We start from the raw sequence: 21118 nt of genomic DNA on the forward strand, positions 1-21118 counted from the left end.
CGCTCATGCAGACTCGAGTTCTGCAGGGGGCTGGGAACGGACACCCTGAGGAGATGAGGGCGCCGTGCGGGTCTCCCGCGCTCCCGGGACTGACGCGAAGACGATGCTGCCGACCGGGGGCGTGATGAACCGTCCCCCGGTCGTCAGCTTCGCGCTCGCTGACCTACTGCGGTCGGACTACTTGTTGACCTCGAAGCCCTGCGAGTTGCCGTAGTCGACGAGGTTCTCCTGCCAGGCCTGCAGCCCGGCGTTCAGGTCGCTGAAGTTGGCGTAGGACTGACCGACCGTGTCCGGGAAGACGCTGTTCGCGTACACCTGGAACGGGAGGTACTCCCAGCCTTCTGCGACGTTCTGCGATGCCTCGACCAGGACCTTGTTGATCTCCTGTCCACCGAAGTACTCCGGTGCAGCGTTGAGGAAGTCGTCCGCGTTCAGCTGTGCGGTCGTCGACGGGAAGCCGCCGCTCTCGAGGAACACATCGATGCTCTCCTCCGAGCTGTTCAGCCACTGCAGGAACGCCGCAGCGAGAGCGGGGTTCTTGCTCTGCTTGATCACGGACTGTGCGCTGCCGCCGTTCTCCGCGGTCGTCGGCGAGCCGTCGTAGCTCGGCAGCGGTGCGACGCGCCACTGGCCGGCGCCCTCAGGTACGGACCCTTCCAGAATGCCGGGCATCCAGGCGCCCGTCACGATCGTCGCGATGCTGCCGTTGCCGAGGCCCTTCCACCAGTCGTCCGTCCAGGTCGAGATGGGTGCGAGCAGTTCGGGCTCGAGGAGCTGGTTCCACGTGTCGGCCCAGAGCTTGCTGCCCTCGTCCTGCAGATCGATCGTGACCTTCGTGCCGTCGGTCTTGTAGGGGCGGCCTCCGGCCTGCCAGATCAGGGGCTGCGCGAACCCGGGGTCGCCGGCGTCGTTGGTGATGTACTTGGACGAGTCTGCGGCGTGGAGCTTCTCGCCCGCAGCGATGTACTCGTCCCAGGTTGCCGGCACGTCGAGGTCGTATTCGTCGAAGATCGACTGGTTGTACAGGAGCACCATGGGGCCTGAGTCCTGCGGGAGCCCGTACAGTCCGCCGTTGAGATTCACTGCGCCCCAGGTCGAAGCGGTGTACGTGTCCTCGAGGTCGTCGAGCCCGAACTGCGCGAGGTCGAGCAGGCTGTCCGAGAGGGCGAACTGCTGCAGCGCGTAGTACTCGATCTGTGCGACGTCGGGTGCGCCCGAACCCGCGGTGATCGCGTTCTGGAGCTTGGTGTACTCGTCCGTCGCGGTGCCCGCGTTCACGACGGTGACGTCGACGTTCGGATACTCCTTCATGAAGGCTTCGGCCTGGGCCTCGCCCGAGGGTGTCCAGGTCCAGTAGGTGAGCTCGCCGCCTGCCTCAAGCGCAGCTTCGAGATCGGATGCCGAGGCCTCGGGCGCGGCCGCTGTGCCGGTATCGCCGCCGCAGCCCGAGAGCGACAGCGCGGCGAAACCGGCCACGGCGAGCACCGCCGCTGTACGCGCCGGACGCGAGCGCCATGTTGCGTTGAACATGTGTGTTCCTTTCACTTCGTTGTGTGTGGGTGCAGGTCACCCGGGTGGGTCGAGAGGATGTTCGGGTCCATCGCGCAGTGCTCCCGAATCACTGTTTGACGCTTCCTGCGCTCAGGCCCGATTGCCAGAAGCGCTGCAAGAAGAGGAAGATCACAACGATCGGCACGATCGTGATGAGCGAGCCGGTGATCACGAGGTTGTAGATCGGCTCGGCCGCGACGCCGGATGCCTGCGAACTCCACTGGTTCAGTCCGACCGTGAGCGGGTACCAGGTCGGGTCGCTCAGCATGATCAGCGGCAGGAAGTAGTTGTTCCACGTCGCGACGATCGAGAACAGCGCGACGGTGACGATTCCGGGGGTCAGCAGCCGGATTGAGATCGTGAAGAAGGTGCGCATCTCGCTGGCGCCGTCGAGCCGCGCGGCCTCCAACAGCTCGGTGGGGACGGAGTCGATCGTGTACACCCAAATCAGGTACAGGCCGAACGGCGTGATCAGCGACGGGATGATGATCGACCAGGGCGTGTTAGTGAGGCCCATCTGGCTGAACAGCAGGAACGTCGGGACGGCGAGCGCGGTTCCAGGCACGGCAACGGCTCCCAGCACGACGGCGAAGTAGGCCGTTCGCCCCGGGAACGTGTACTTCGCGAGGCCGTACCCGGCGAGGGTGGCCAGGAGTGTGGCGCCTCCCGCGCCGAGGACGACGTACAGCAACGTGTTGCCGAGCCAGCGCAGGAAGATGCCGTCGTCGTACGTGAATGTCGCGACGATGTTGTCCCACAGGGCGAATGTGTCGCCAAAGGCGAGCCCGAAGGTGGTGAACAGATCGGCCTGGGTCTTGCTGGCGTTGATGACGAGCCAGGCGAGCGGCACGATCGCGTAGATCAGGAAGAGGAGCATGATCACCGTCAGAGCGACGGATTTGCGCGGACGGGCGATCGAGAAGCGCTGGTGGGCCCTCGGGTTGACGGTGCGAAGCGTCGTGGTCATCGGTCCTCCTTGCGGGTTCCGCGCAGCTGGACGACGTAGGCGATCACGGCGGTGATGACGCCCATGATGATCGCGATGGTCGCGGCGTAGTTGTACTGCTGGCCTGCGAACGACAGGTTGTAGGCGTACATGTTCGGCGTGAAGTACGTCGTGATGACGTTGTTGGCCAACGGCTGGAGCACGTTGGGCTCGTTGAACAGCTGGAAGCTGCCAATGATGGAGAAGATCGTTGCGATCACGATCGCGCCGCGGGCGGCCGGCAGCTTGATGGCTTTGATGACCTGCCAGCCGCGGGCACCGTCGATCGCTGCCGCCTCATACAGATCGGTGGGGATCGTCTTGAGTGAGGAGTAGAAGATCAGCATGTTGTAGCCGACGAACTCCCAGGTGACGATGTTGCCGATGGAGGCGAGGATCCAGTTCGCCGAGAACGGCTGGACGACGGTGGCCCCGAGCATCCGGTTGATGTCGGCGACGAGCCCGAAGTTGCTGCCGTACATGAAGCCCCAGACGAGTACGGCCACGACGGCGGGCACCGCGTACGGCAGGAAGATCACCATACGGAACACGCCGCTCGCGTAGAGGCGGGCGCTGTCGATGGCGAGCGCCGCGACCAGCGCGAGCACCAGCATGATCGGGACCTGGATGAGCAGGAAGATGACGACGCGGAGGAACCCATCCCAGAACTGCGGGTCGGTGAGGGCGGCGACATAGTTGTCGATCCCGACGAAGCTGTTTCCCCCGATCATCCGGTTCTGGAACAGGCTCAGGTACAGCGCGTACGCGAGCGGTGCGATGAAGACGATCAGAAACACGACGGCGAACGGCGCGGCGAACTGCCAGCCGCGCCAGTCCCGTCGACGGCGGCGCTTCAACAGCGGGGCGTCCACGACCATCGGGGGCGCACCTTGCACAACGGTCATCGGGCCTCTCCTTCCGCTGCGAACCGCAGAATGCGAGTGCCCCACGGTGCCAGATCGATCGTGGTGCCCGCGGCCACGACGACCCCGCCGATCGCGTCCTCCGCATCGGTCGCGAGCCCGACTTGCTGGCGGTCCTGGCCCCAGTTGAAGAGGAACGCGTAGCGGTGTGCACCGGCCGTGCCGGACGACATCGTGACAGACGATCCAGCGGGGATCCGCACGGCGGGGGTGTGCGTGGGAATCGCCTCCGCGGCCACAGTGCGGGCGAGCTCGCGGTCGGGCACGGTGCCGACGACCGTGATTCGACCTGCACCATGGACGTGCGTCGTGACTGCCGCGAACGCGGAGAAGCGCGGGTGTGCATACGTCGCGAGGATGTCGGCATCCGTCGGGATGAGTCCGTCGACCCAGAGCCGCGCATGCGCGGAGCCGTCCGACGCACCATGATCTGTTGTCACCGTGATGTCGTGCTGCAGGTTGGAGAACTCCTCGTAACGGACCCCAGCCGCATCGGCGAGTCCCGGCGGCGCGACCGCGATGCGAGCGCGTGCCAATTCGTCGGCGTAGGCGGTTCGAGGTCCGAGAAGCAGGTGACCTCCGGCCGCCGCGTAGTCGCGGAGCAGGGTGATGTCGGCGTCGGAGGTGATGTACACCGCGGCGGCGATCAGCACCGGATACCGCCGAGCGAGTTCGGCGGCGCCTAGCGCGAGCGCCTGTTCGACGTGCATGATCCTCGCCTGGCCACCTGCGTCGAGGACACCGCGGTAGAACGCGTCGAAGATCCGCTCGTACGACTCGTCGTCAGGCTTGCCGTCGCGGGCGAGTGGCGGCATGAACTGCAGTGCGTAGCGGCTCGGATTCGACCAGAGCACCACAGCATCCGCGTCGGGAACATAGCCATCGAGCCGGGCGCCGAGCGCTGCCAGATCGCGGCCGATCTCGCTGACCTCGCGGTAGATGCGGCCCGGTTCGAGGCTGTGCGGCAGCACGCCACCCCAGTAGGTCTCCGCCCCGTACGGGAGGGAGTGCCAGTGCCAGTACTCGATCATCTCGGCGCCGCGAGAGATCAGGGCGAAAGCGGCCTGGCGAAGCTGACCCGGGTATGGCGGGAAATTGTTCTCGGACGCGTCGATGGCCTGCGCGTTCGTCTCAGTGACCAGGTAGCGCTGCTGCCTCGAGGAGTACATGCGGTCCGCCTGGCGGAACAGGCCCGCCACCCCCGACGTCGTCCAGTAATTGAGCGCCTCGAGGTCCTTCGATGCATCGAGCTGGTCCTGCATCCCGTAGTACGGATTGCCCGAGGCGACGTCGAGCGCCTCGAATACGGAGCGGTCGTCGAGCGCGCGGCGCGGATACTGCAGGCAGGTCGTCACGAATTGGTCGTCGGTGGCGTATTCGCGCACGATCTCCGCCTGCCAGGCGATGAAGTCGGTCGTCACCTGCGCCTGATAACGCCGCCACGCGAGGTCGTACTGCGGGAAGGTATTGCCATCGGGTCGCCAAAGCTCGGTCCAGTCGCCGAGACGGTGTGACCAGTACGTCAGGCCCCACTCGCGGTTCAGGGTGTCGACGTCGCCATACTGCTCCCTCAGCGACGCGACGAAGCCCTCGAACACGCCCTGGTTGTGGAGGAGCTCAAGACCGGGCTCATTGTCGACTTGATAGCCGATGACCGCAGGGTGCTCCGCGTGACGCTCGATGATCCGCCGGATCACCCGTTCGGCATGGAAGCGGAAGACCGGGTGCGTGTAGTCGACCTCTTGGCGGGCGCCCCACGGAATTCGCTCGCCCGTGCGACGCTCAGCGGCGATCTCCGGGTGCGCGGTCTGCAACCACGGCGGGACGGCGTAGGTCGGAGTGCCGAGAATGACCCGGATGCCGCGCTCGTGCGCCCCGTCGAGCACCGGGGCCAGCCACTCCAGGTCGAATTCCGCGTCCCGGGGCTCCCATGTCGACCACACCGACTCGCCGACTCGGATCACATTGATGCCGGCCGCGGCCATCAGATCGAGGTCCTTGGCCGTGCGGTCGCTCTGGTGGTACTCGGGGTAATAGGCGACACCGAAGAGCAGGTCTGCGGTGGGGCGGCGCGTCGTCGCGGACATCGGGTCAACTACTCCGTTGTGGTGTCGATGCGAACTGTTATCGATAACCGTTCGCGGGCTAGAGCTATTGTTATCGATAAAAGTTCACGACGCAAGTACAGTTTCTGCTGACCCATGAAAGGGGGCTCATGGCCGAGGCCTCCCCAGCCGGCAACCGTTCCGGCGCGCGCAAGAATGCGACGATCTACGACATCGCGCACGCTGCCGACGTCTCACATCAGTCCGTGAGCCGCTACATGCGCGGGCTCGACATGCGAGCCACGACCAAGGTGAAGATCGAGAAGGCGCTCGAGCTTCTCGACTATAAGCCAAACCTGACGGCCCGAGCTCTCATCACAGGCCGCTCGCTGAGGATCGGCGCCCTGACGCACGAGACCCATCAAGTCGGCCCGAACATGGTCATACAGGGTGCGACGGCGGCCGCCCGTGAAGCCGGATACCTCCTCGATGTCGTCACCCTCGACATGGGCGACGCCGCCGAGATCGGCCAGGCCCTTGCCTCCCTCATGCAGTACGACCTCGCGGGGATTCTCGCCTTCGCCTCAACCGACGGCACCCGCGACGTGTTCGAGCGAACCCGCTTCGACGTGCCGGTCGTTATCGCGAGCGAGACGGATGAGCCTGATTCTGTCGACGCCTCACGAACGGCCACGCACGGTATCGACGACCTCGTCAGCCATCTCGCCGATCTCGGTCACCGCACGTTCCTGCACATTGCCGGCCCGGAAGACTGGGCCGCCGCGAGGAACCGTCGCCACGCTTTCGAAAGCGCGATGAGTTCGCGAGGGTTCACCGCGGCGGGCATCGTGCACGGCGACTGGTCGGCGAAGTCTGGCTATGACGCAATCAGTGCGATGCCGGCAGCGGACGTGCCCACCGCGATCGTCGCTGCGAACGACCAGATGGCCCTCGGTGCGATGCACGCACTCCACGAGCACGGACTCGCAGTGCCTCGTGACGTCAGTGTCACCGGGCTCGACGACACTCCCGAGGCCGCGTACTTCACGCCCTCGCTGACCACGATCCGACTCGACTTCCGCGCGCAGGGGCGCGAGGCACTCGCCGAACTACTCCGACAAGTTGACCCTGCCAGGCCCGAGTCCGAATCAGAGATACCCAGGATCGACTCCGCGCTTCTCATCCGCGAGTCGACGGGACCAGCAGCGCGCCAGTAGAACGCGTCGGGCGGGAGTGCTCGACTGGGCAGTCGAGCCGTGATCATTTCGCCCCACCTCCCCTCTCCCTGCCCGATTCCAGAGGTCCGCGACACAAAACTCTGCAATGACCTGGGATTCTCCTCCGGAAAAGTGTCAACTAGGTTGAGAATCGGCCGCCGTCAGGGCGACCTGTGTCCGCGAAATCTCCAGTCCCAACTACCTGAGAATTTCGCTGAGCGGTCCCAACTCCGCGACGTTCCACATCCACTTCTCTCTTCCAGCACCGGTTCGCGAACACCGACGCGGGCATGCCTATACTGCTGTCGTCCGGCGTTACGCACGCCGGTGCTCGAAAAAAGGGCACGCAGCCTCCGGCACTGTCGCCGGCACTGGTGAGACACATACGGTTCCCGCATCCGTTCTGTCTTGAGAGGCACGCCCATGCCCACCGTCTCCGCGCACGTCGCCCAGACTCTCGCCCACCACATCGACCACGTCTTCGGGGTGATGGGCAACGGCAACGCCTACTTCCTCGACGCTCTCGAGCGCACCACCGATGTCACCTTCACGGCGGTGCGGCACGAAGCGGGCGCTGTGGTCGCGGCCGACGCGTATCACCGCGCGGGCGGCGGTATCGCTGCGGCATCCACCACCTACGGCGCCGGCTTCACCAACACGCTCACCGCCCTCGCCGAGGCGGTGCAGGCACACGTGCCGCTCGTGCTCGTGATCGGCGACGAGCCCACATCCGGACCCCGCCCCTGGGACGTCGACCAGATCGCCCTGGCGGCGGCGGTCGGCGCGCGGACGTACACCGTGGGTCGCGCCGACGCCGCGGCGACGACCGTGATCGCCATCGAGCACGCCCTCGCCTATCGGGTGCCCACCGTGCTCGCGATCCCCTACGACGTCGCGCGCCTCGATGCCGGACCCGTGCCGGTCGCACCGCAGCCCGCGCTGCCCGCGCCGCTCGCGCCCGCCGGCCCGTTCGGTGCCGCGGCGGTCACCGAGCTCGCCCGCACGCTCGCCACCGCCGAGAGGCCGCTCCTGCTCGCCGGCCGTGGAGCGTGGAACGCCCGCGCCACCACGGCGCTCGGTCGGCTCGCCGATGTCACCGGCGCCGTCACCGCGTCGACGGCGCTGGGCCGGGGCGTCTTCCCTCGCGCTGAGTACGACCTCGGTGTCACGGGCGGCTTCGGCGCCGCCGGCGCCATGGACTTGGTCCGCCAGGCTGACGTGGCGGTCGTCTTCGGCGCGTCGCTGAACCAGTTCACGATGCGCTTCGGCGAGCTCTTCGCGCCGGGGACGCGCATCGTGCAGGTCGACACGGCACCGGCCGCCACGCATCCGCACGTCGGCGGGTTCATCCGCGGCGACGCCAGGGTGGTGGCCGAGGCCCTGGTCCGCGAGATCGAGGGCATGGGGGCGGCGCCGTCCGGCTGGCGCGATCGGGTCGAGTTCGCGCCGCTGCGTGCCTACGACGACGGCGCGGGGCAGGCCGCGGACGGGCGGCTCGACCCTCGCGCCGTCGCGCGCCGCATCGGCGAGCTGTTGCCGGAGGATCGTGTGGTGGTCTCGGACGGGGGCCACTTCATCGGCTGGGCGAACATGTACTGGCCGGTCGCGTCACCCGATCGGATGCTCATGGTCGGCACCGCCTATCAGTCCATCGGGCTCGGCTTCCCCTCGGTCCCCGGCGCGGCGATGGCCAAGCCCGCGTCCACGATCGTGCTGACCACGGGAGACGGGGGCGGGCTGATGGCCCTCGCCGATCTCGAGTCGGCCGTCCGTGTGGCCGGCGGCCGCGGCCTCGCGGTCGTGTGGAACGATCGCGCGTACGGCGCCGAGGTCAACCTCTACGCGCTGAAGGGTCTCGCGACCGGTCCGATGCTCATCCCCGAGGTCGACTTCGCCGGGCTGGCCCGCGCCGTGGGCGCCGAGGGCGTCATCGTGCGCGAGCTCGGAGACCTGGATGCGTTGGCCCGCTGGGCGGGTCGTGCACCAGCCGACCGTCCCTTCCTCCTGCTGGACTGCCGCGTGTCGACCTCGGTCGTCGCGCCGTATCAGGAGGAGATCATCCGCGTGAACTCGTGACGGTCACGCCGCGCCGGGGCGCCCCGCCGCGATCATGCTCTCGGCGAAGAACTCGGCCAGCTCGTCGCGCGCCGCGAAGGGCAGCACGTGAGCGACGTACTGGTCGGGACGCACGACCACGACGACCCCGTCGCGTGAGAGCTCGCGCTCGGCGAAGATGTCGGTGCGGGTCCACGTGCTCGGCGCCGCGGCGAACACCTTCTCCCAGTCGGTCAGCCCCAGCGGGCCCGTGCACGGCCGGAAGAGGTCGGGCACGGCGGTGAGGTCGACGTCCTCGAACCGCTGCTGGTAGATCGCCTTCACGTCGAAGACGGCATCGATGTCCGCGCCGGCAGGCGTGTGCCGAACGAGCGGGGAGTCGGGCGATGAGGCCAGCCACTGCGCCCACGAGGCCAGCTGCGACGGCTCGCCGGCCGCCGGCGCGTCGGCGAACGCATACAGGCGCCATCTGCCGTCGGCCTTGGCGTGATGGCCGAGGTGCACGGCGTTGCCGTCGCTGACCAGCACGACCTCGGCCGACGCGAAGCGCTTCCCGATCGGGAAGCCGGCCGCGAGGGCCTGATGAGGGGAGTCGGCGACAATGGCCGAAGGCGGGTACTGCGTCATGAAGCCGGACGGGAACTCCGCGGTCGCCAGGTAGTAGGTGGCGAGCTCCTGCGGGTCGGAGATCTCGCCCGGTTTGCGCGCCATCAGCGACGACCACTCCTTGTCGAAGTCGATGAGCTGCTGCGCGACCGGTCGCCGCTCGGCGGAGTAGGTCGACAGCAGTGACGCGTGGCTGCGACCGGTGAGCACCGCGCCGAGCTTCCAACCGAGGTTGAAGCCGTCCTGCATCGACACGTTCATGCCCTGGCCGGCCTTCGCACTGTGCGTGTGGCACGCGTCGCCGGTGAGGAAGACCCGCGGCGTCCGCTCCTCGCCGTCGGCCACGTCGTCGAATCCGTCGGTGACCCGGTGGCCGACCTCGTACACGCTGTGCCAGGCGACCTCTTTCACGTCCAGGGTGTAGGGGTGCAGGATCTCGTTCGCCCTCCGGATGATCTCGTCGATCGGCGTGGCGCGCACCCGGTGGTCGTCGTTCTCCGGGACCGCGCCGAGGTCGACGTACACGCGCGAGAGGTAGCCGCCTTCGCGGGGGATGTGCAGGATGTTGCCCGCCTGCGCGTTGATCGCGCACTTCGTGCGCCAATCAGGGAAGTCGGTGTTCACGAGCACGTCCATGACGCCCCAGGCGTGCGCGGAGATCCCTCCGACGTGCCTGCGGCCGATCGCCTCGCGGACGCCGCTGCGCGCGCCGTCGCAGCCTGCCACGTATCTCGCGCGGACCGTGCGCTCCTCGCCCGCGCGATCACCGGCGACATGGCGGACCCGCACCTCGACGGGGTGGTCGCCGCTGTCGCGCACCGTGAGGCCGAGGAACTCGATGCCGTAGTCGGGCACGATGCGCCCCGGCCCGTGCGCGGCGGCTTCGGCGAAGTAGTCGAGGACGCGCGCCTGGTTGACGATGAGGTGCGGGAATTCGCTGATCTTCAGCGCGTAGTCGTCGGTCCGGGCGGTGCGGATGATGTTCGCGGGGTTATCCGGATCCGGGGTCCAGAAGTTCATGTAGGCGATGTTGTAGGCCTCCGCCAGGATCCGCTCGGCGAAGCCGAAGGCCTGGAACGTCTCCACGCTGCGCGGCTGGATGCCGTCGGCCTGACCGAGCGGCAGCCGGCCGTCGCGTCGCTCGATGATGCGCGTGGACAGGCTGGGGAACTGCGACATCTGCGCGGCCAGCAGCATGCCCGCCGGCCCCGAGCCGACGATGAGGACGTCCATCTCGTCGGGGAGATCGGCGGGACGGTCGATGCCGGTGCCGGCGGCGGGCTGCACACGCGGGTCGTGCGAAACGTAGCCGTGGTGGTGGAACTGCATGCGGACTCCTTCGCCTGACCGGCTACGCCCGGACGAGCCCTCGGATGGGACTGACGGACTGCTCGTCCTCGTAGTCGGGGCCGAGGGGGATGCCGCTGCGATCGCGCAGCAGCAGCGTGGCGATGAGGCCGACCACGGTCATGCCGGCGAGGTACCAGGTCACCGACACGGTGCTGCCGGTCGCCTGCACGAGCGCCGTCGCGATGGCGGGCGCGAAGGCGCCGCCGGCGATCGCGCCGATGGCATACGAGATCGAGACGCCGGAGAAGCGGATGGAGGCGGGGAACAGTTCGGTGTAGAGCGCGGCCTGCGGCCCGTAGGTGAATCCGAGGCCGATGGTGAGGATCGCCAGGCCGGCGAACAGGAGCACGATGCTGCCGGTGTTCACCAGCGGGAAGAGGACGAAGACGCCGACGAGCTGGAGGGTCCACCCGATGATGTAGGTCGTGCGGCGGCCGATGCGGTCGGATACCCAGCCCGCGGACAGGGTCGACAGCAGCCACGTGACGGCAGAGCCGGCGACGGCCCAGAGCACCGGTCCGCGCTCGAGCACGAGCGGGCCGTCGGGGTTGGTCGCGTAGCCCTGGATGTATCCGCCCGTGGTCATGTAGCCCACCGCGTTGTTGCCGGCGAACACGAGCGCGGCGACGACCACCAGGAGCGCGTGCTTCCGGAAGAGCTGCACGATCGGCATCCGCGCCTTCTCCTTGCGCTCGGCGAGCTCGGTGAAGACCGGGCTCTCCTCCACCCGGCGGCGCACGTAGTACCCGACCAGGATCAGCACGACGCTGAGCAGGAACGGGACGCGCCACCCCCACTGCAGGAACGCGTCCCCGGGCGCGATGATCGTCATCAGCGCCATGACGCCCGAGGCGAGCAGGAGTCCGAGCGGCACGCCGATCTGGGGCGAGGCGCCGAACACGCCTCGTCGGGCCTTGGGCGCGTGCTCGACGGCCATCAGGACGGCGCCGCCCCACTCGCCGCCGGCCGAGATGCCCTGCACGATGCGCAGCAGCACGAGCAGGATGGGGGCGGCGATGCCGATCGCCTCGTAGGTGGGCAGGACGCCGATCAGCGCGGTCGCCGCTCCCATCAGGATGAGCGTCCACATCAGGACGGCCTTGCGCCCGTACTTGTCGCCGAAGTGACCGGCCAGGAACGCGCCGAGAGGGCGGAACAGGAAGCTGACGCCGACCGTCGCGAAGCCGATGAGGGCGCTGTTCGTTCCGAGCGGCGCGAAGAAGAGCTCGCCGAAGACGAGGCCGACGGCGGTGGCGTAGATGAAGAAGTCGTACCACTCGACGGTCGTGCCGACGACCGTGGCGAAGACCACTCTGCGGCGGTCCGCCGGGGTGGCGATGGTTCCGGTGGGCGTGAATCCGGGGGGCTGCGGTGCACTCATGCGGATGACTCCTGTGTCGGTTCGACGACTCTGTCTGCGGTCCGGGATGGCCGATGACAGCCGCTTGCCCGAACACCGACGATCATATACGATTTCGGATATGACGCAAGAGCGAGGGAGCTCATGACCACCGACTCACGATCGGACGACGACGCCCACGGCGATCCCCGATTCGCCGCACTGCCCGGGCGACCGGGCAAGGTCATCGCCGTCCACCTGGCTTACGCGTCGCGCGCCGCGCAGCGGGGCCGGACGCCGCTGGCGCCCTCCTACTTCCTGAAGCCCTCCAGCTCCGTCGCCGCCTCCGGCGGCATCGTCGAGCGCCCGGCGGGCACGGAGCTGCTCGCCTTCGAGGGTGAGGTCGCACTCGTGATCGGCGCCCCGGCGCGGCGCGTCACCGCCGACGACGCGTGGTCGCACGTCGGCTGGATCACGGCGGCCAACGACCTCGGCCTGTACGACCTTCGCGCCAACGACTCGGGCTCGAACGTCCGATCCAAGGGTGGCGACGGCTTCACGCCGATCGGCCCCGCCCGGTTCCCGGCCGCGTCCGTCGACCCGGCCGGGCTGCGCGTGCGGACCTGGGTGAACGGCGAGCTCGTGCAGGATGACACGACCGCCGACCTCCTCTTCTCCTTCCCGCGCATCGTCGCCGACCTCTCGCAGCACCTGACACTCGAGTCGGGCGACGTCATCCTCACCGGCACACCGGCGGGCTCATCCGTCATCGCGCCCGGCGACGTCGTCGAGGTCGAGGTGGACGCGCCCTCGGCCGAGGGCGCCCCCACCTCCGGCCGCCTGGTCACGACGGTCGCCCAGGGCGCGACGCCGTTCGACCAGCGACTGGGATCACTCCCCTCCGTCGACGACACGCAGCGCGCCGAGGCGTGGGGCTCGTCGGAGGCGGCGGGGCTCGCCCCGGTCGGGCTCGATCCGGCGCTGCGCGACAAGCTCGAGTCGATACCCGTCGCCGGTCTCTCCGCCCAGCTGCGCAAGCGCGGGCTGAACAACGTCACGATCGACGGAGTGCGCCCGCTCCGGCCGGGGAGCAGGATCGTCGGCACCGCCCGGACTCTGCGATTCGTCCCGAACCGCGAGGATCTCTTCGACAGCCACGGCAGCGGCTACAACGCGCAGAAGCGGGCGTTCGACGCTGTCGGCGAGGGCGAGGTCATCGTCATCGAAGCGCGCGGCGAAACCGGCTCGGGGACACTGGGCGACATCCTCGCGATCCGGGCTCACGCGCGCGGCGCGGCCGGCATCGTCACCGACGGGGGTGTCCGCGACGCCGAGGCGGTCGCCGCGGTCGGCATCCCCGTGTACTCGGCGGGCACCCACCCTGCGGTGCTCGGACGCAAGCACGTGCCCTGGGACCACGACGTGACGATCGGATGCGGCGGCACGACCGTCCAGCCGGGGGACATCATCGTCGCCGACGCCGACGGTGTGATCGTGATCCCGCCCGCTCTTGCCGAAGAGGTCGCCGATGCGGCGCTGGCGCAGGAGGAGGAGGACGCCTGGATCGCGAAGCAGGTCGCCGCGGGCCACCCGGTCGACGGGCTGTTCCCGATGAACGCCGCGTGGCGGGCGAAGTACGCCGACCGTGCGCAGGATCGGGAGGACGGGCGATGACCAGTTCGGCTCTTCAGGAATCCGACGGCCTGAGCAAATCGCAGCGCGCCTACCAGTGGATTCGAGAGCGGATCACGGGCCAGGAGTTCACACCCGGGTACCGCCTCGTCCTCGGCTCGATCGCCGGCGAGCTCGACATGAGCGTCGTGCCCGTGCGTGAGGCCATCCGCCAGCTCGAGGCGGAGGGACTGGTGACGTTCGAGCGCAACGTCGGCGCGCACGTGTCGATGGTCGACGACTCGCAGTACCGGTTCAGCATGCAGGCGCTCAGCATCCTCGAGGGCACCGCGACCGCCCTGTCCGCACGACGACTCGGCACCGATGACATCCGCAGGGCGCGCGAGATCAACGAGCGCATGATCGCCGCGCTCGACCACTTCGACCCGCGCGTGTTCACTGCACTGAACCAGGACTTCCACGCCGTCCTGTTCCAGAAGTGCGCCAACCCGCGCATCCTCGAGCTCGTGAACGCCGAGTGGGGACGCCTCGGGCACCTGCGCGATTCGACCTTCTCGTTCGTGCCCGGTCGCGCCCAGGAGTCGGTGCGCGAGCACGAGAGCATCCTGCAGCTCATCGAGGACGGCGCCCCCCTCGGCGAGATCGAGAAGGTCGCCCGTCGCCACCGCTCCGCCACCCTCGACGCGTACCTCATCCACGAACACCCGGACGAGACCCTCGGCCTTCCGGCCTTCTGACCTTCCCACCGACTGGAGGAACAATGTCTGAGACGACCTCGCTCGCAGCGGTCCCCGAACCCGCAGCCGGGCGCCATGTGCCGGCAGACCTGCCGTCGCGCATCCAGCACTACATCGGCGGCGCGTTCGTCGACAGTGCGGACGGCGGCACCTTCGACGTGCTCGAACCGGTGTCGAACGAGGTCTATGTGCAGGCCGCAGCCGGCAAGAAGGCCGACATCGACCGCGCCGTCACCGCCGCCAAGCACGCCTTCGACGAAGGACCGTGGCCGCGGATGCTCCCGCGGGATCGCTCGCGCGTCCTGCACCGGATCGCCGACATCGTCGAATCCCGTGACGCGCGGCTCGCCGAGCTCGAGTCGTTCGACTCCGGACTGCCCATCACGCAGGCGCTCGGCCAGGCACGTCGCGCGGCGGAGAACTTCCGTTTCTTCGCCGACCTGATCGTGGCGCAGTCCGACGACACCTACAAGGTTCCCGGCCGTCAGATCAACTACGTCAACCGCAAGCCCATCGGCGTCGCCGGGCTGATCACCCCGTGGAACACGCCGTTCATGCTGGAGAGCTGGAAGCTCGGCCCTGCGCTGGCCACGGGGAACACCGTCGTGCTGAAGCCGGCCGAGTTCACTCCCCTGTCGGCCTCGCTGTGGGCGGGGATCTTCGAGGAGGCCGGGCTGCCCGAAGGTGTCTTCAACCTCGTGAACGGACTGGGCGAGGAAGCCGGAGACGCCCTCGTGAAGCATCCCGACGTCCCGCTCATCTCGTTCACGGGCGAGAGTTCGACCGGCCGACTGATCTTCGGCAACGCCGCACCCTTCCTGAAGGGGCTGTCGATGGAGCTGGGCGGCAAGTCGCCCGCCGTCGTCTTCGCCGATGCCGACGTCGACGCCGCTGTCGACGCGACCATCTTCGGCGTCTTCTCCCTCAACGGCGAGCGCTGCACCGCGGGTTCGCGGATCCTCGTCGAGCGGGCGATTTATGACGAGTTCGTCGACAAGTACGCGGCGCAGGCGGCACGGGTCAGAGTGGGCTACCCCCACGATCCGGCGACCGAGGTCGGCGCGCTCGTGCATCCTGAGCACTTCGAGAAGGTGATGAGCTACGTCGAGATCGGCAAGACCGAGGGGCGTCTGGTCGCCGGCGGCGGACGCCCTGAAGGCTTCGAGACGGGCAACTTCGTCGCACCCACGGTGTTCGCGGACGTGCCCGCCGACGCCCGCATCTTCCAGGAGGAGATCTTCGGCCCCGTCGTCGCGATCACCCCCTTCGAGGGCGACGACGAGGCTGTCGCGCTCGCGAACGACACGAAGTACGGGCTTGCCGCATACATCTGGACGAACGACCTGAAGCGCGCGCACAACGTCTCGCAGGCCATCGAGGCGGGCATGGTCTGGCTCAACTCGAACAACGTGCGCGACCTCCGCACGCCCTTCGGTGGCGTGAAGGCCTCCGGCCTCGGCCACGAGGGCGGATACCGCTCGATCGATTTCTACACCGACCAGCAGGCGGTGCACATCACGCTCGGCGAGGTGCACAACCCCACGTTCGGCCGCAACTGACCGCTCGTCTCACGCAAGGACGCTGACATGACTGACCGCTCCCAGATGACCCGCACCTCCTCGGGGTTCTTCGTTTCGCAGGAGGCCCCGATCCACTCCGACAACCCGGTGCCGACACCCCAGGCGGCGCCTCCGGACATCCTCCGCTGCGCGTATATGGAGCTGGTCGTCACCGACCTCGCCGCCTCCCGCGTGTTCTACGTCGATGTGCTCGGGCTGCACGTCACCGAGGAGGACGACCAGGCGATCTACCTGCGCTCGACCGAGGAGTTCATCCACCACAACCTGGTGCTGCGCCTGGGCCCGGTCGCCGCCGTCGCCGCGTTCTCGTACCGGGTGCGCAGCGCCGAGGACCTCGACAGGGCGGTCGCGTTCTACACAGAACTCGGCTGCCGCGTCGAGCGTCGCGAGGACGGATTCACCAAGGGCATCGGCGACTCGGTGCGCGTGATCGATCCGCTGGGCTTCCCGTATGAGTTCTTCTTCCAGACCGAGCACGTCGAGCGGCTCTCCTGGCGCTACGACCTCTATATCCCCGGGGAGCTGGTGCGACTCGACCACTTCAACCAGGTCACTCCCGACGTCCCGAGGGCGGTCGGCTTCATGCGGTCGCTCGGCTTCCGGGTGACGGAGGACATCCAGGACGAGGAGGGCACGGTCTACGCGGCGTGGATGCGCCGCAAGCCGACGGTGCACGACACCGCCATGACGGGCGGCGACGGGCCGCGCATGCATCACGTGTGCTTCGCGACCCACGAGAAGCACAACATCCTCGCCATCTGCGACAAGCTCGGCGCGCTCCGCCGCTCCGACGCCATCGAGCGCGGACCCGGTCGGCACGGCGTGTCGAACGCCTTCTACCTGTATCTGCGCGACCCGGACGGGCACCGCGTCGAGATCTACACGCAGGACTACTACACCGGCGACCCCGACAACCCGGTGGTCACGTGGGACGTGCACGACAATCAGCGCCGTGACTGGTGGGGAAACCCCGTGGTCCCGTCCTGGTACACGGAGGCGTCGCTCGTACTCGATCTCGACGGCAACCCGCAGCCCGTGCTCGCACGCACCGACACGTCCGAGATGGCCGTCACGATCGGCGCGGACGGCTTCTCGTACACTCGCCCCGACGAGGGCGAGGCGTCCATGCCCGAGTGGAAACAGGGTGAGTACAAGCTCGGCCATCAGCTCTGACCGTCCGACAGCGTGATCACGGAGGAATCGGATGCTGCACCCAGACACCATCGCGGAGATCGCGGACGAGCTCGCCCGCGCCGACCGCACGCACAGCGTGATCCCCCGGATCACCGCCCGGTACCCCGAGGCCACTGTCGAGGACTCCTATGCGATCCAGGGGGTCTGGCGCGACAGGAACATCGCGGCCGGGCGCACTCTTGTCGGCCGCAAGATCGGGCTCACGTCGAAGGCGATGCAGGACGCCACCGGCATCACCGAGCCGGACTACGGCGTCATGTTCGACGACACCGTCTACGCGAGCGGCGCGGAGATCCCCGTCGACCAGTTCTCCAATGTGCGCATCGAGGTCGAACTCGCGTTCGTGCTGAAGACGGCGCTTGCGGGGCCGGACTGCACGCTTGACGACGCACTCGCCGCGATCGACTACGCCGTCCCTGCGCTCGAAGTCCTCAACTCGCACATCGAACTCGAGGGTCGAACGATCGTGGACACGATCTCCGACAACGCGGCCTACGGCGCCATGGTGCTCGGCGACGTACGAAGGCGGCCGGACGAGATAGACCTGCGCTGGGTCCCTGCACTCCTGTACCGCAACGGCGAGATCACCGAGACCGGCGTCGCCGCCGGTGTGCTGGATCATCCTGCTACCGGTGTCGCGTGGCTCGCCAACAAGTTCCACCAGCACGGCAGCAGACTGGAGGCCGGCGAGATCATCCTGGCTGGCTCGTTCACACGGCCGATGTGGGTCTCGCGTGGAGATGTCGTGCTGTGCGACTACGGACCGATGGGATCAATCACATGCCGCTTCGTCTGAAGCCCACCCTTCGTCACGATCTCACCGACGCTTCTCGTCCCTTGGCGGGTATCTGGGCGTGTTCCGGGTCCGCGCTCGTGGCCGAGATCTGTGCCGGTTCCGGGCTCGACTGGATGCTCATCGACATGGAGCACTCGCCGAACGGACTCGACTCCGTCCTCGCGCAGCTGCAAGCCGTCGCCGCCTATCCGATCACTCCCGTCGTGCGCGTGCCCATCGGTGACATCGTCACCATCAAGCAGGTGCTCGACCTCGGCGCGCAGACTCTCCTCGTGCCGATGGTGTCGACGGCCGCCGAGGCCCGAGCCATCGTGGAGGCCGTGCACTACCCGCCGCGAGGCCGGCGCGGCGTGGGGTCGGCACTGGCACGCTCGGCCCGATGGAATCGAGTGGACGATTACCTCGAGAACGCCGCGGACCACGTCTCGGTCTTCGTGCAGATCGAGACCGCAGAAGGCGTGGACAACGCGACGGCCATCGCCGCCGTCGACGGCATCGACGGCGTGTTCGTCGGGCCATCGGATCTCGCGGCGTCGATGGGCCTGCTGGGCGAGCAGTCCCATCCGGATGTGGTCGCATCCGTCCGGAAGGCGTTCGACGCGGTGCGAGCCACGGGCAAGCCCGTCGGCGTCAACGCCTTCGACCCGGCGGTCGCCGACGCCTACGCCGGGGCCGGAGCATCTTTCATCCTCGTCGGCGCGGACGTCGCGCTCCTCGCTCGGGGATCCGAGGCGCTCGCAAGCCGCTGGATCCACGAATCCGGCGAGGCCGGCCGCCCTTCCTACTGAGCACCCTGCGGGTCGGACTCACCGCCGACATCAGCGGACCGCCCGGCTGAATCGCTCGCCCGGTACCATCGGCACGATGTTGCGCTTCGACGACCCGCTCCCGGTCCGTCCGATGCGGGTTGTGGTCGCTGGAGTCTCGGGAGTCGGAAAGACCCATCTTGCGCGACGGATCGCGAGCCTCACCGGTGCCGCACATACCGAGATCGACGCCCTGTATCACGGAGCAGGCTGGGTTCCCCGTGAGGAGTTCCTCGACGACGTCCGTGCGCTCGTCGCCGCGGAGTCGTGGACGACCGAGTGGCAGTACGCGACCGCGCGGCCTCTCCTCGCGGCCCGCGCCGACCTGCTGGTGTGGCTGGATCTGCCGTTTGCGACGGTGACGCTGCCTCGCGTGATCCGGCGCACCGTGCAGAGGCGGCTGCGGCGGGAGATCTTGTGGAACGGGAACGTGGAGCCCCCTCTGCGCACGATCCTGACCGACCGGGAGCACATCGTGCGATGGGCGGTTTCCACGCGGAACAAGTATCGAGCTCGCGTGCCGGCACTCGAACGTGATCACCCGCATCTGACAGTGGTGCGGCTGCAGTCGCGACGCCAGGTCGAAGCCTGGTTGAGCGGACCACTCACCGCAGCCGTCCGTTGAAGGACCGGCGTGATGAGTGGGTACGATCGCGGAATGCTGCCCTCAACACCCGCCGCGGTCGAGCCCGGCATCTACCAGCACTTCAAGGGCGCCCTCTACGAAGTGATCGGCACAGGGCGGCACAGCGAGACCGAGGAGGACCTCGTCTTCTACCGCAAGCTCTACGACGACTACAGCTTCTGGGTGCGCCCCCTCGACATGTTCCTCGACTCCCTCAGCCGCGACGGCTACGAAGGACCACGATTCACCCGAATCGCCTGACGACGGGACCGATTGCCACGCCCGCTATCGCACAGGAGGTGGTTGGACTGCGGCCGCTCGGATGAGCTCGGCGAGCGGCGGGGGTATCCGATCCAGGGGTACTGCCGCGGTGAGGAGGCGCGCGTATCGCAGCTTGTTTCCGCTCCTCCCCCCGAAGAAACGTGCCAGCTGCGCCTCGACGGGTCGGCCGCGTTGTGCTGGCTGGTTCTGCAGGCGCCGAAACGACTCATGCTCTCCCTGTTCGGCGATGACTGCCTCGACGGCGTCAGAACCGAGTGCCCGGACGAGCTCGCCCTCGAGATCCGGGTCGCACACGAAGACTCGTTCCATCACGCGTTCGAACTGCGCTCGCTCGTTGGCATCGACCAACCCGACGATGCTCTCACCTGGCAGTTCGGAGACGGCCCGGCGTATCCCGCTCGCACCGCCGATAGTCACGATCCTCCCCAGCGCTATGCCCATGCGGGTGCTGAGGACTTCGAGGACGACGCGGTCGCTCTCACCCTCGACGATGATGACCGTCATCGATCACGCCCTCCCCCGAGATGCGGATGCTGCTGGCCACCGCCGCGTGACGTCGGCGCTACCTGGTAGACCAGGGACATGCCAGAGCACAATCGCATCGATCTCATCGAGTTTCCCATCGGCGGCAGCGGCGATCTGGCCGCGGCACGCGCGTTCTACGAAGCGGCATTCGCATGGCGGTTCACGGACTACGGCGAGTACCTCGACACCTCTGACAGCGGGGTGACGGCGGGCTTCAATGCCGTCGACGATGGCGCCCGTCAGAGCGCACCGCTCGCAGTGCTGTACGTGGACGACCTCGAGGCTGCGCGTGAACGGGTGACGGATGCCGGGGGCACCATTCGGCACGATATCTACGCGTTCCCCGGCGGCCGACGGTTCCACTTCGTCGATCCCGCGGGCAACGAGCTCGCCGTCTGGTCGCAGTAACAACACACGCTGCCGACAGGCACGGCACCCTCACCCGAGCGGCGTGGCATGCGCCCTTGGCACCTAGTCGACGGGAGTCGGTCGCGGCGCGCGTGAGGCGGACCTGGCTCCGGCTCGCATGCCCAGGAGGAAGCTCAGAGCGAGCAACCCGAGCCCGAGCAGACCCGCGCCGATCAGAGTGGGGCCCGACAGGATCACGAAGTTGCCGGGCATGATGAGCTCGTTCGAGAGCGGCGCGAACGAGCACCAACCGAACGATGCCACCGAGCCCGCTCCGAACACCGTCGATGTCAGCGCCATCAGCAATCCGATCACTGACACCGCGCTTGCAGCGATGAGCCATACCGAGTTGCGACGCGCAGTCAGAGCCATGAAGCGAAGATACAAGCTGGAGCCCTCCCGCCCGCCGACGACCGGCTGACGGGTTGGGCCGACCGCCGCCACGGCATGCTCAGTATCATC

Annotated in this window: 19 protein-coding genes; 11 read left to right on the plus strand and 8 right to left on the minus strand. The window is 67.9% G+C overall.

Annotated features, from left to right (window positions below; translation table 11 throughout):
* Positions 1–177: 177 nt before the first annotated feature.
* The 4 genes from Microterr_RS14880 to Microterr_RS14895 all read right to left on the minus strand — a co-directional run bounded on the left by Microterr_RS14880 (position 178) and on the right by Microterr_RS14895 (position 5546).
* Positions 178–1530 carry an ABC transporter substrate-binding protein gene (locus Microterr_RS14880; RefSeq protein WP_263797038.1) on the minus strand — a complete coding sequence of 451 codons (1353 nt, stop codon included), beginning with the start codon at positions 1528–1530 and terminating at the stop codon, positions 178–180.
* An 88-nt stretch (positions 1531–1618) separates the two neighbouring features.
* The gene (locus Microterr_RS14885; protein ID WP_263797037.1) at positions 1619–2518 is read right to left on the minus strand and encodes a carbohydrate ABC transporter permease; all 900 of its coding nucleotides are present in this window, start codon (positions 2516–2518) and stop codon (positions 1619–1621) included.
* Positions 2515–3441, minus strand: a complete 927-nt coding sequence (locus Microterr_RS14890) for a carbohydrate ABC transporter permease (protein ID WP_263797036.1) — start codon at positions 3439–3441, stop codon at positions 2515–2517. Before Microterr_RS14890 ends, Microterr_RS14885 begins: the two co-directional genes overlap by 4 nt.
* Positions 3438–5546: a beta-galactosidase gene (locus Microterr_RS14895; protein WP_263797035.1), complete on the minus strand. Its 2109-nt coding sequence runs from the start codon at positions 5544–5546 to the stop codon at positions 3438–3440. The genes Microterr_RS14890 and Microterr_RS14895 overlap by 4 nt, the downstream gene beginning before the upstream one ends.
* A gap of 128 nt (positions 5547–5674) precedes the next feature.
* Between Microterr_RS14895 and Microterr_RS14900 the strand changes: the two genes are divergently transcribed.
* Both Microterr_RS14900 and Microterr_RS14905 read left to right on the plus strand, forming a co-directional pair.
* Entirely contained in the window at positions 5675–6721 is a 1047-nt protein-coding gene (locus Microterr_RS14900) for a LacI family DNA-binding transcriptional regulator (RefSeq protein WP_263797034.1), read from the plus strand.
* 423 nt (positions 6722–7144) lie between these two features.
* A complete protein-coding gene (locus Microterr_RS14905) occupies positions 7145–8797 on the plus strand; it encodes a thiamine pyrophosphate-binding protein (RefSeq protein WP_263797033.1) in 1653 nt (550 codons plus the stop codon).
* Positions 8798–8800: 3 nt separating this feature from the next.
* Here Microterr_RS14905 and Microterr_RS14910 read toward each other — a convergent pair whose 3' ends face one another.
* On the minus strand, positions 8801–10711 hold the full coding sequence (locus Microterr_RS14910; protein ID WP_263797032.1) for an FAD-binding monooxygenase: 1911 nt from the start codon (positions 10709–10711) through the stop codon (positions 8801–8803).
* A 22-nt stretch (positions 10712–10733) separates the two neighbouring features.
* Positions 10734–12113, minus strand: coding sequence for an MFS transporter (locus Microterr_RS14915; protein ID WP_263797031.1), 1380 nt, complete (start codon positions 12111–12113; stop codon positions 10734–10736).
* 123 nt (positions 12114–12236) lie between these two features.
* Here Microterr_RS14915 and Microterr_RS14920 point away from each other — a divergent pair, with 123 nt between their 5' ends.
* The 8 genes from Microterr_RS14920 to Microterr_RS14955 all read left to right on the plus strand — a co-directional run bounded on the left by Microterr_RS14920 (position 12237) and on the right by Microterr_RS14955 (position 19702).
* The gene (locus tag Microterr_RS14920) at positions 12237–13745 is read left to right on the plus strand and encodes a fumarylacetoacetate hydrolase family protein (protein WP_263797030.1); all 1509 of its coding nucleotides are present in this window, start codon (positions 12237–12239) and stop codon (positions 13743–13745) included.
* Positions 13742–14440: a GntR family transcriptional regulator gene (locus Microterr_RS14925; RefSeq protein WP_263797029.1), complete on the plus strand. Its 699-nt coding sequence runs from the start codon at positions 13742–13744 to the stop codon at positions 14438–14440. The genes Microterr_RS14920 and Microterr_RS14925 overlap by 4 nt, the downstream gene beginning before the upstream one ends.
* Positions 14441–14463: 23 nt before the next feature.
* Complete coding sequence (gene hpaE / locus Microterr_RS14930; protein WP_263797028.1) at positions 14464–15999, plus strand: 5-carboxymethyl-2-hydroxymuconate semialdehyde dehydrogenase; 1536 nt, start codon at positions 14464–14466, stop codon at positions 15997–15999.
* A 27-nt stretch (positions 16000–16026) separates the two neighbouring features.
* The gene (hpaD, locus tag Microterr_RS14935; protein ID WP_263797026.1) at positions 16027–17193 is read left to right on the plus strand and encodes a 3,4-dihydroxyphenylacetate 2,3-dioxygenase; all 1167 of its coding nucleotides are present in this window, start codon (positions 16027–16029) and stop codon (positions 17191–17193) included.
* Positions 17194–17224: 31 nt separating this feature from the next.
* Positions 17225–18010: a 2-keto-4-pentenoate hydratase gene (locus Microterr_RS14940; protein WP_263797025.1), complete on the plus strand. Its 786-nt coding sequence runs from the start codon at positions 17225–17227 to the stop codon at positions 18008–18010.
* Positions 17995–18798, plus strand: a complete 804-nt coding sequence (locus Microterr_RS14945) for an HpcH/HpaI aldolase family protein (protein WP_263797024.1) — start codon at positions 17995–17997, stop codon at positions 18796–18798. The genes Microterr_RS14940 and Microterr_RS14945 overlap by 16 nt, the downstream gene beginning before the upstream one ends.
* 76 nt (positions 18799–18874) lie before the next feature.
* Positions 18875–19441 (plus strand): P-loop NTPase family protein, encoded by a 567-nt coding sequence (locus Microterr_RS14950; RefSeq protein WP_263797022.1) that lies wholly within the window; start codon positions 18875–18877, stop codon positions 19439–19441.
* A 33-nt stretch (positions 19442–19474) separates the two neighbouring features.
* A complete protein-coding gene (locus Microterr_RS14955) occupies positions 19475–19702 on the plus strand; it encodes a DUF1653 domain-containing protein (protein WP_263797021.1) in 228 nt (75 codons plus the stop codon).
* A gap of 24 nt (positions 19703–19726) precedes the next feature.
* Here Microterr_RS14955 and Microterr_RS14960 read toward each other — a convergent pair whose 3' ends face one another.
* Positions 19727–20227: an ATP-dependent endonuclease gene (locus Microterr_RS14960; protein WP_263797020.1), complete on the minus strand. Its 501-nt coding sequence runs from the start codon at positions 20225–20227 to the stop codon at positions 19727–19729.
* Between the two features lie 78 nt (positions 20228–20305).
* On the opposite strand from Microterr_RS14960, the gene Microterr_RS14965 reads away from it, so the two are divergent.
* Positions 20306–20656, plus strand: a complete 351-nt coding sequence (locus tag Microterr_RS14965) for a VOC family protein (RefSeq protein WP_263797019.1) — start codon at positions 20306–20308, stop codon at positions 20654–20656.
* A gap of 63 nt (positions 20657–20719) precedes the next feature.
* On the opposite strand, the gene Microterr_RS14970 is transcribed toward Microterr_RS14965, so the two are convergent.
* Complete coding sequence (locus tag Microterr_RS14970) at positions 20720–20956, minus strand: hypothetical protein (protein ID WP_263797018.1); 237 nt, start codon at positions 20954–20956, stop codon at positions 20720–20722.
* Between the last annotated feature and the right edge of the window lie 162 nt (positions 20957–21118).

This window comes from Microbacterium terricola (genome assembly GCF_027943945.1).
Classification (GTDB): Bacteria; Actinomycetota; Actinomycetes; order Actinomycetales; family Microbacteriaceae; genus Microbacterium; species Microbacterium terricola.

What these genes read in the sequence shown, in the direction of transcription:
- Microterr_RS14880 (WP_263797038.1), bottom strand. Translation starts at nt 1,530, where the DNA reads ATGTTCAACGCAACATGGCGCTCGCGTCCGGCGCGTACAGCGGCGGTG.
- Microterr_RS14885 (WP_263797037.1), bottom strand. Translation starts at nt 2,518, where the DNA reads ATGACCACGACGCTTCGCACCGTCAACCCGAGGGCCCACCAGCGCTTC.
- Microterr_RS14890 (WP_263797036.1), bottom strand. Translation starts at nt 3,441, where the DNA reads ATGACCGTTGTGCAAGGTGCGCCCCCGATGGTCGTGGACGCCCCGCTG.
- Microterr_RS14895 (WP_263797035.1), bottom strand. Translation starts at nt 5,546, where the DNA reads ATGTCCGCGACGACGCGCCGCCCCACCGCAGACCTGCTCTTCGGTGTC.
- Microterr_RS14900 (WP_263797034.1), top strand. Translation starts at nt 5,675, where the DNA reads ATGGCCGAGGCCTCCCCAGCCGGCAACCGTTCCGGCGCGCGCAAGAAT.
- Microterr_RS14905 (WP_263797033.1), top strand. Translation starts at nt 7,145, where the DNA reads ATGCCCACCGTCTCCGCGCACGTCGCCCAGACTCTCGCCCACCACATC.
- Microterr_RS14910 (WP_263797032.1), bottom strand. Translation starts at nt 10,711, where the DNA reads ATGCAGTTCCACCACCACGGCTACGTTTCGCACGACCCGCGTGTGCAG.
- Microterr_RS14915 (WP_263797031.1), bottom strand. Translation starts at nt 12,113, where the DNA reads ATGAGTGCACCGCAGCCCCCCGGATTCACGCCCACCGGAACCATCGCC.
- Microterr_RS14920 (WP_263797030.1), top strand. Translation starts at nt 12,237, where the DNA reads ATGACCACCGACTCACGATCGGACGACGACGCCCACGGCGATCCCCGA.
- Microterr_RS14925 (WP_263797029.1), top strand. Translation starts at nt 13,742, where the DNA reads ATGACCAGTTCGGCTCTTCAGGAATCCGACGGCCTGAGCAAATCGCAG.
- hpaE (WP_263797028.1), top strand. Translation starts at nt 14,464, where the DNA reads ATGTCTGAGACGACCTCGCTCGCAGCGGTCCCCGAACCCGCAGCCGGG.
- hpaD (WP_263797026.1), top strand. Translation starts at nt 16,027, where the DNA reads ATGACTGACCGCTCCCAGATGACCCGCACCTCCTCGGGGTTCTTCGTT.
- Microterr_RS14940 (WP_263797025.1), top strand. Translation starts at nt 17,225, where the DNA reads ATGCTGCACCCAGACACCATCGCGGAGATCGCGGACGAGCTCGCCCGC.
- Microterr_RS14945 (WP_263797024.1), top strand. Translation starts at nt 17,995, where the DNA reads ATGCCGCTTCGTCTGAAGCCCACCCTTCGTCACGATCTCACCGACGCT.
- Microterr_RS14950 (WP_263797022.1), top strand. Translation starts at nt 18,875, where the DNA reads ATGTTGCGCTTCGACGACCCGCTCCCGGTCCGTCCGATGCGGGTTGTG.
- Microterr_RS14955 (WP_263797021.1), top strand. Translation starts at nt 19,475, where the DNA reads ATGCTGCCCTCAACACCCGCCGCGGTCGAGCCCGGCATCTACCAGCAC.
- Microterr_RS14960 (WP_263797020.1), bottom strand. Translation starts at nt 20,227, where the DNA reads ATGACGGTCATCATCGTCGAGGGTGAGAGCGACCGCGTCGTCCTCGAA.
- Microterr_RS14965 (WP_263797019.1), top strand. Translation starts at nt 20,306, where the DNA reads ATGCCAGAGCACAATCGCATCGATCTCATCGAGTTTCCCATCGGCGGC.
- Microterr_RS14970 (WP_263797018.1), bottom strand. Translation starts at nt 20,956, where the DNA reads ATGGCGCTGACATCGACGGTGTTCGGAGCGGGCTCGGTGGCATCGTTC.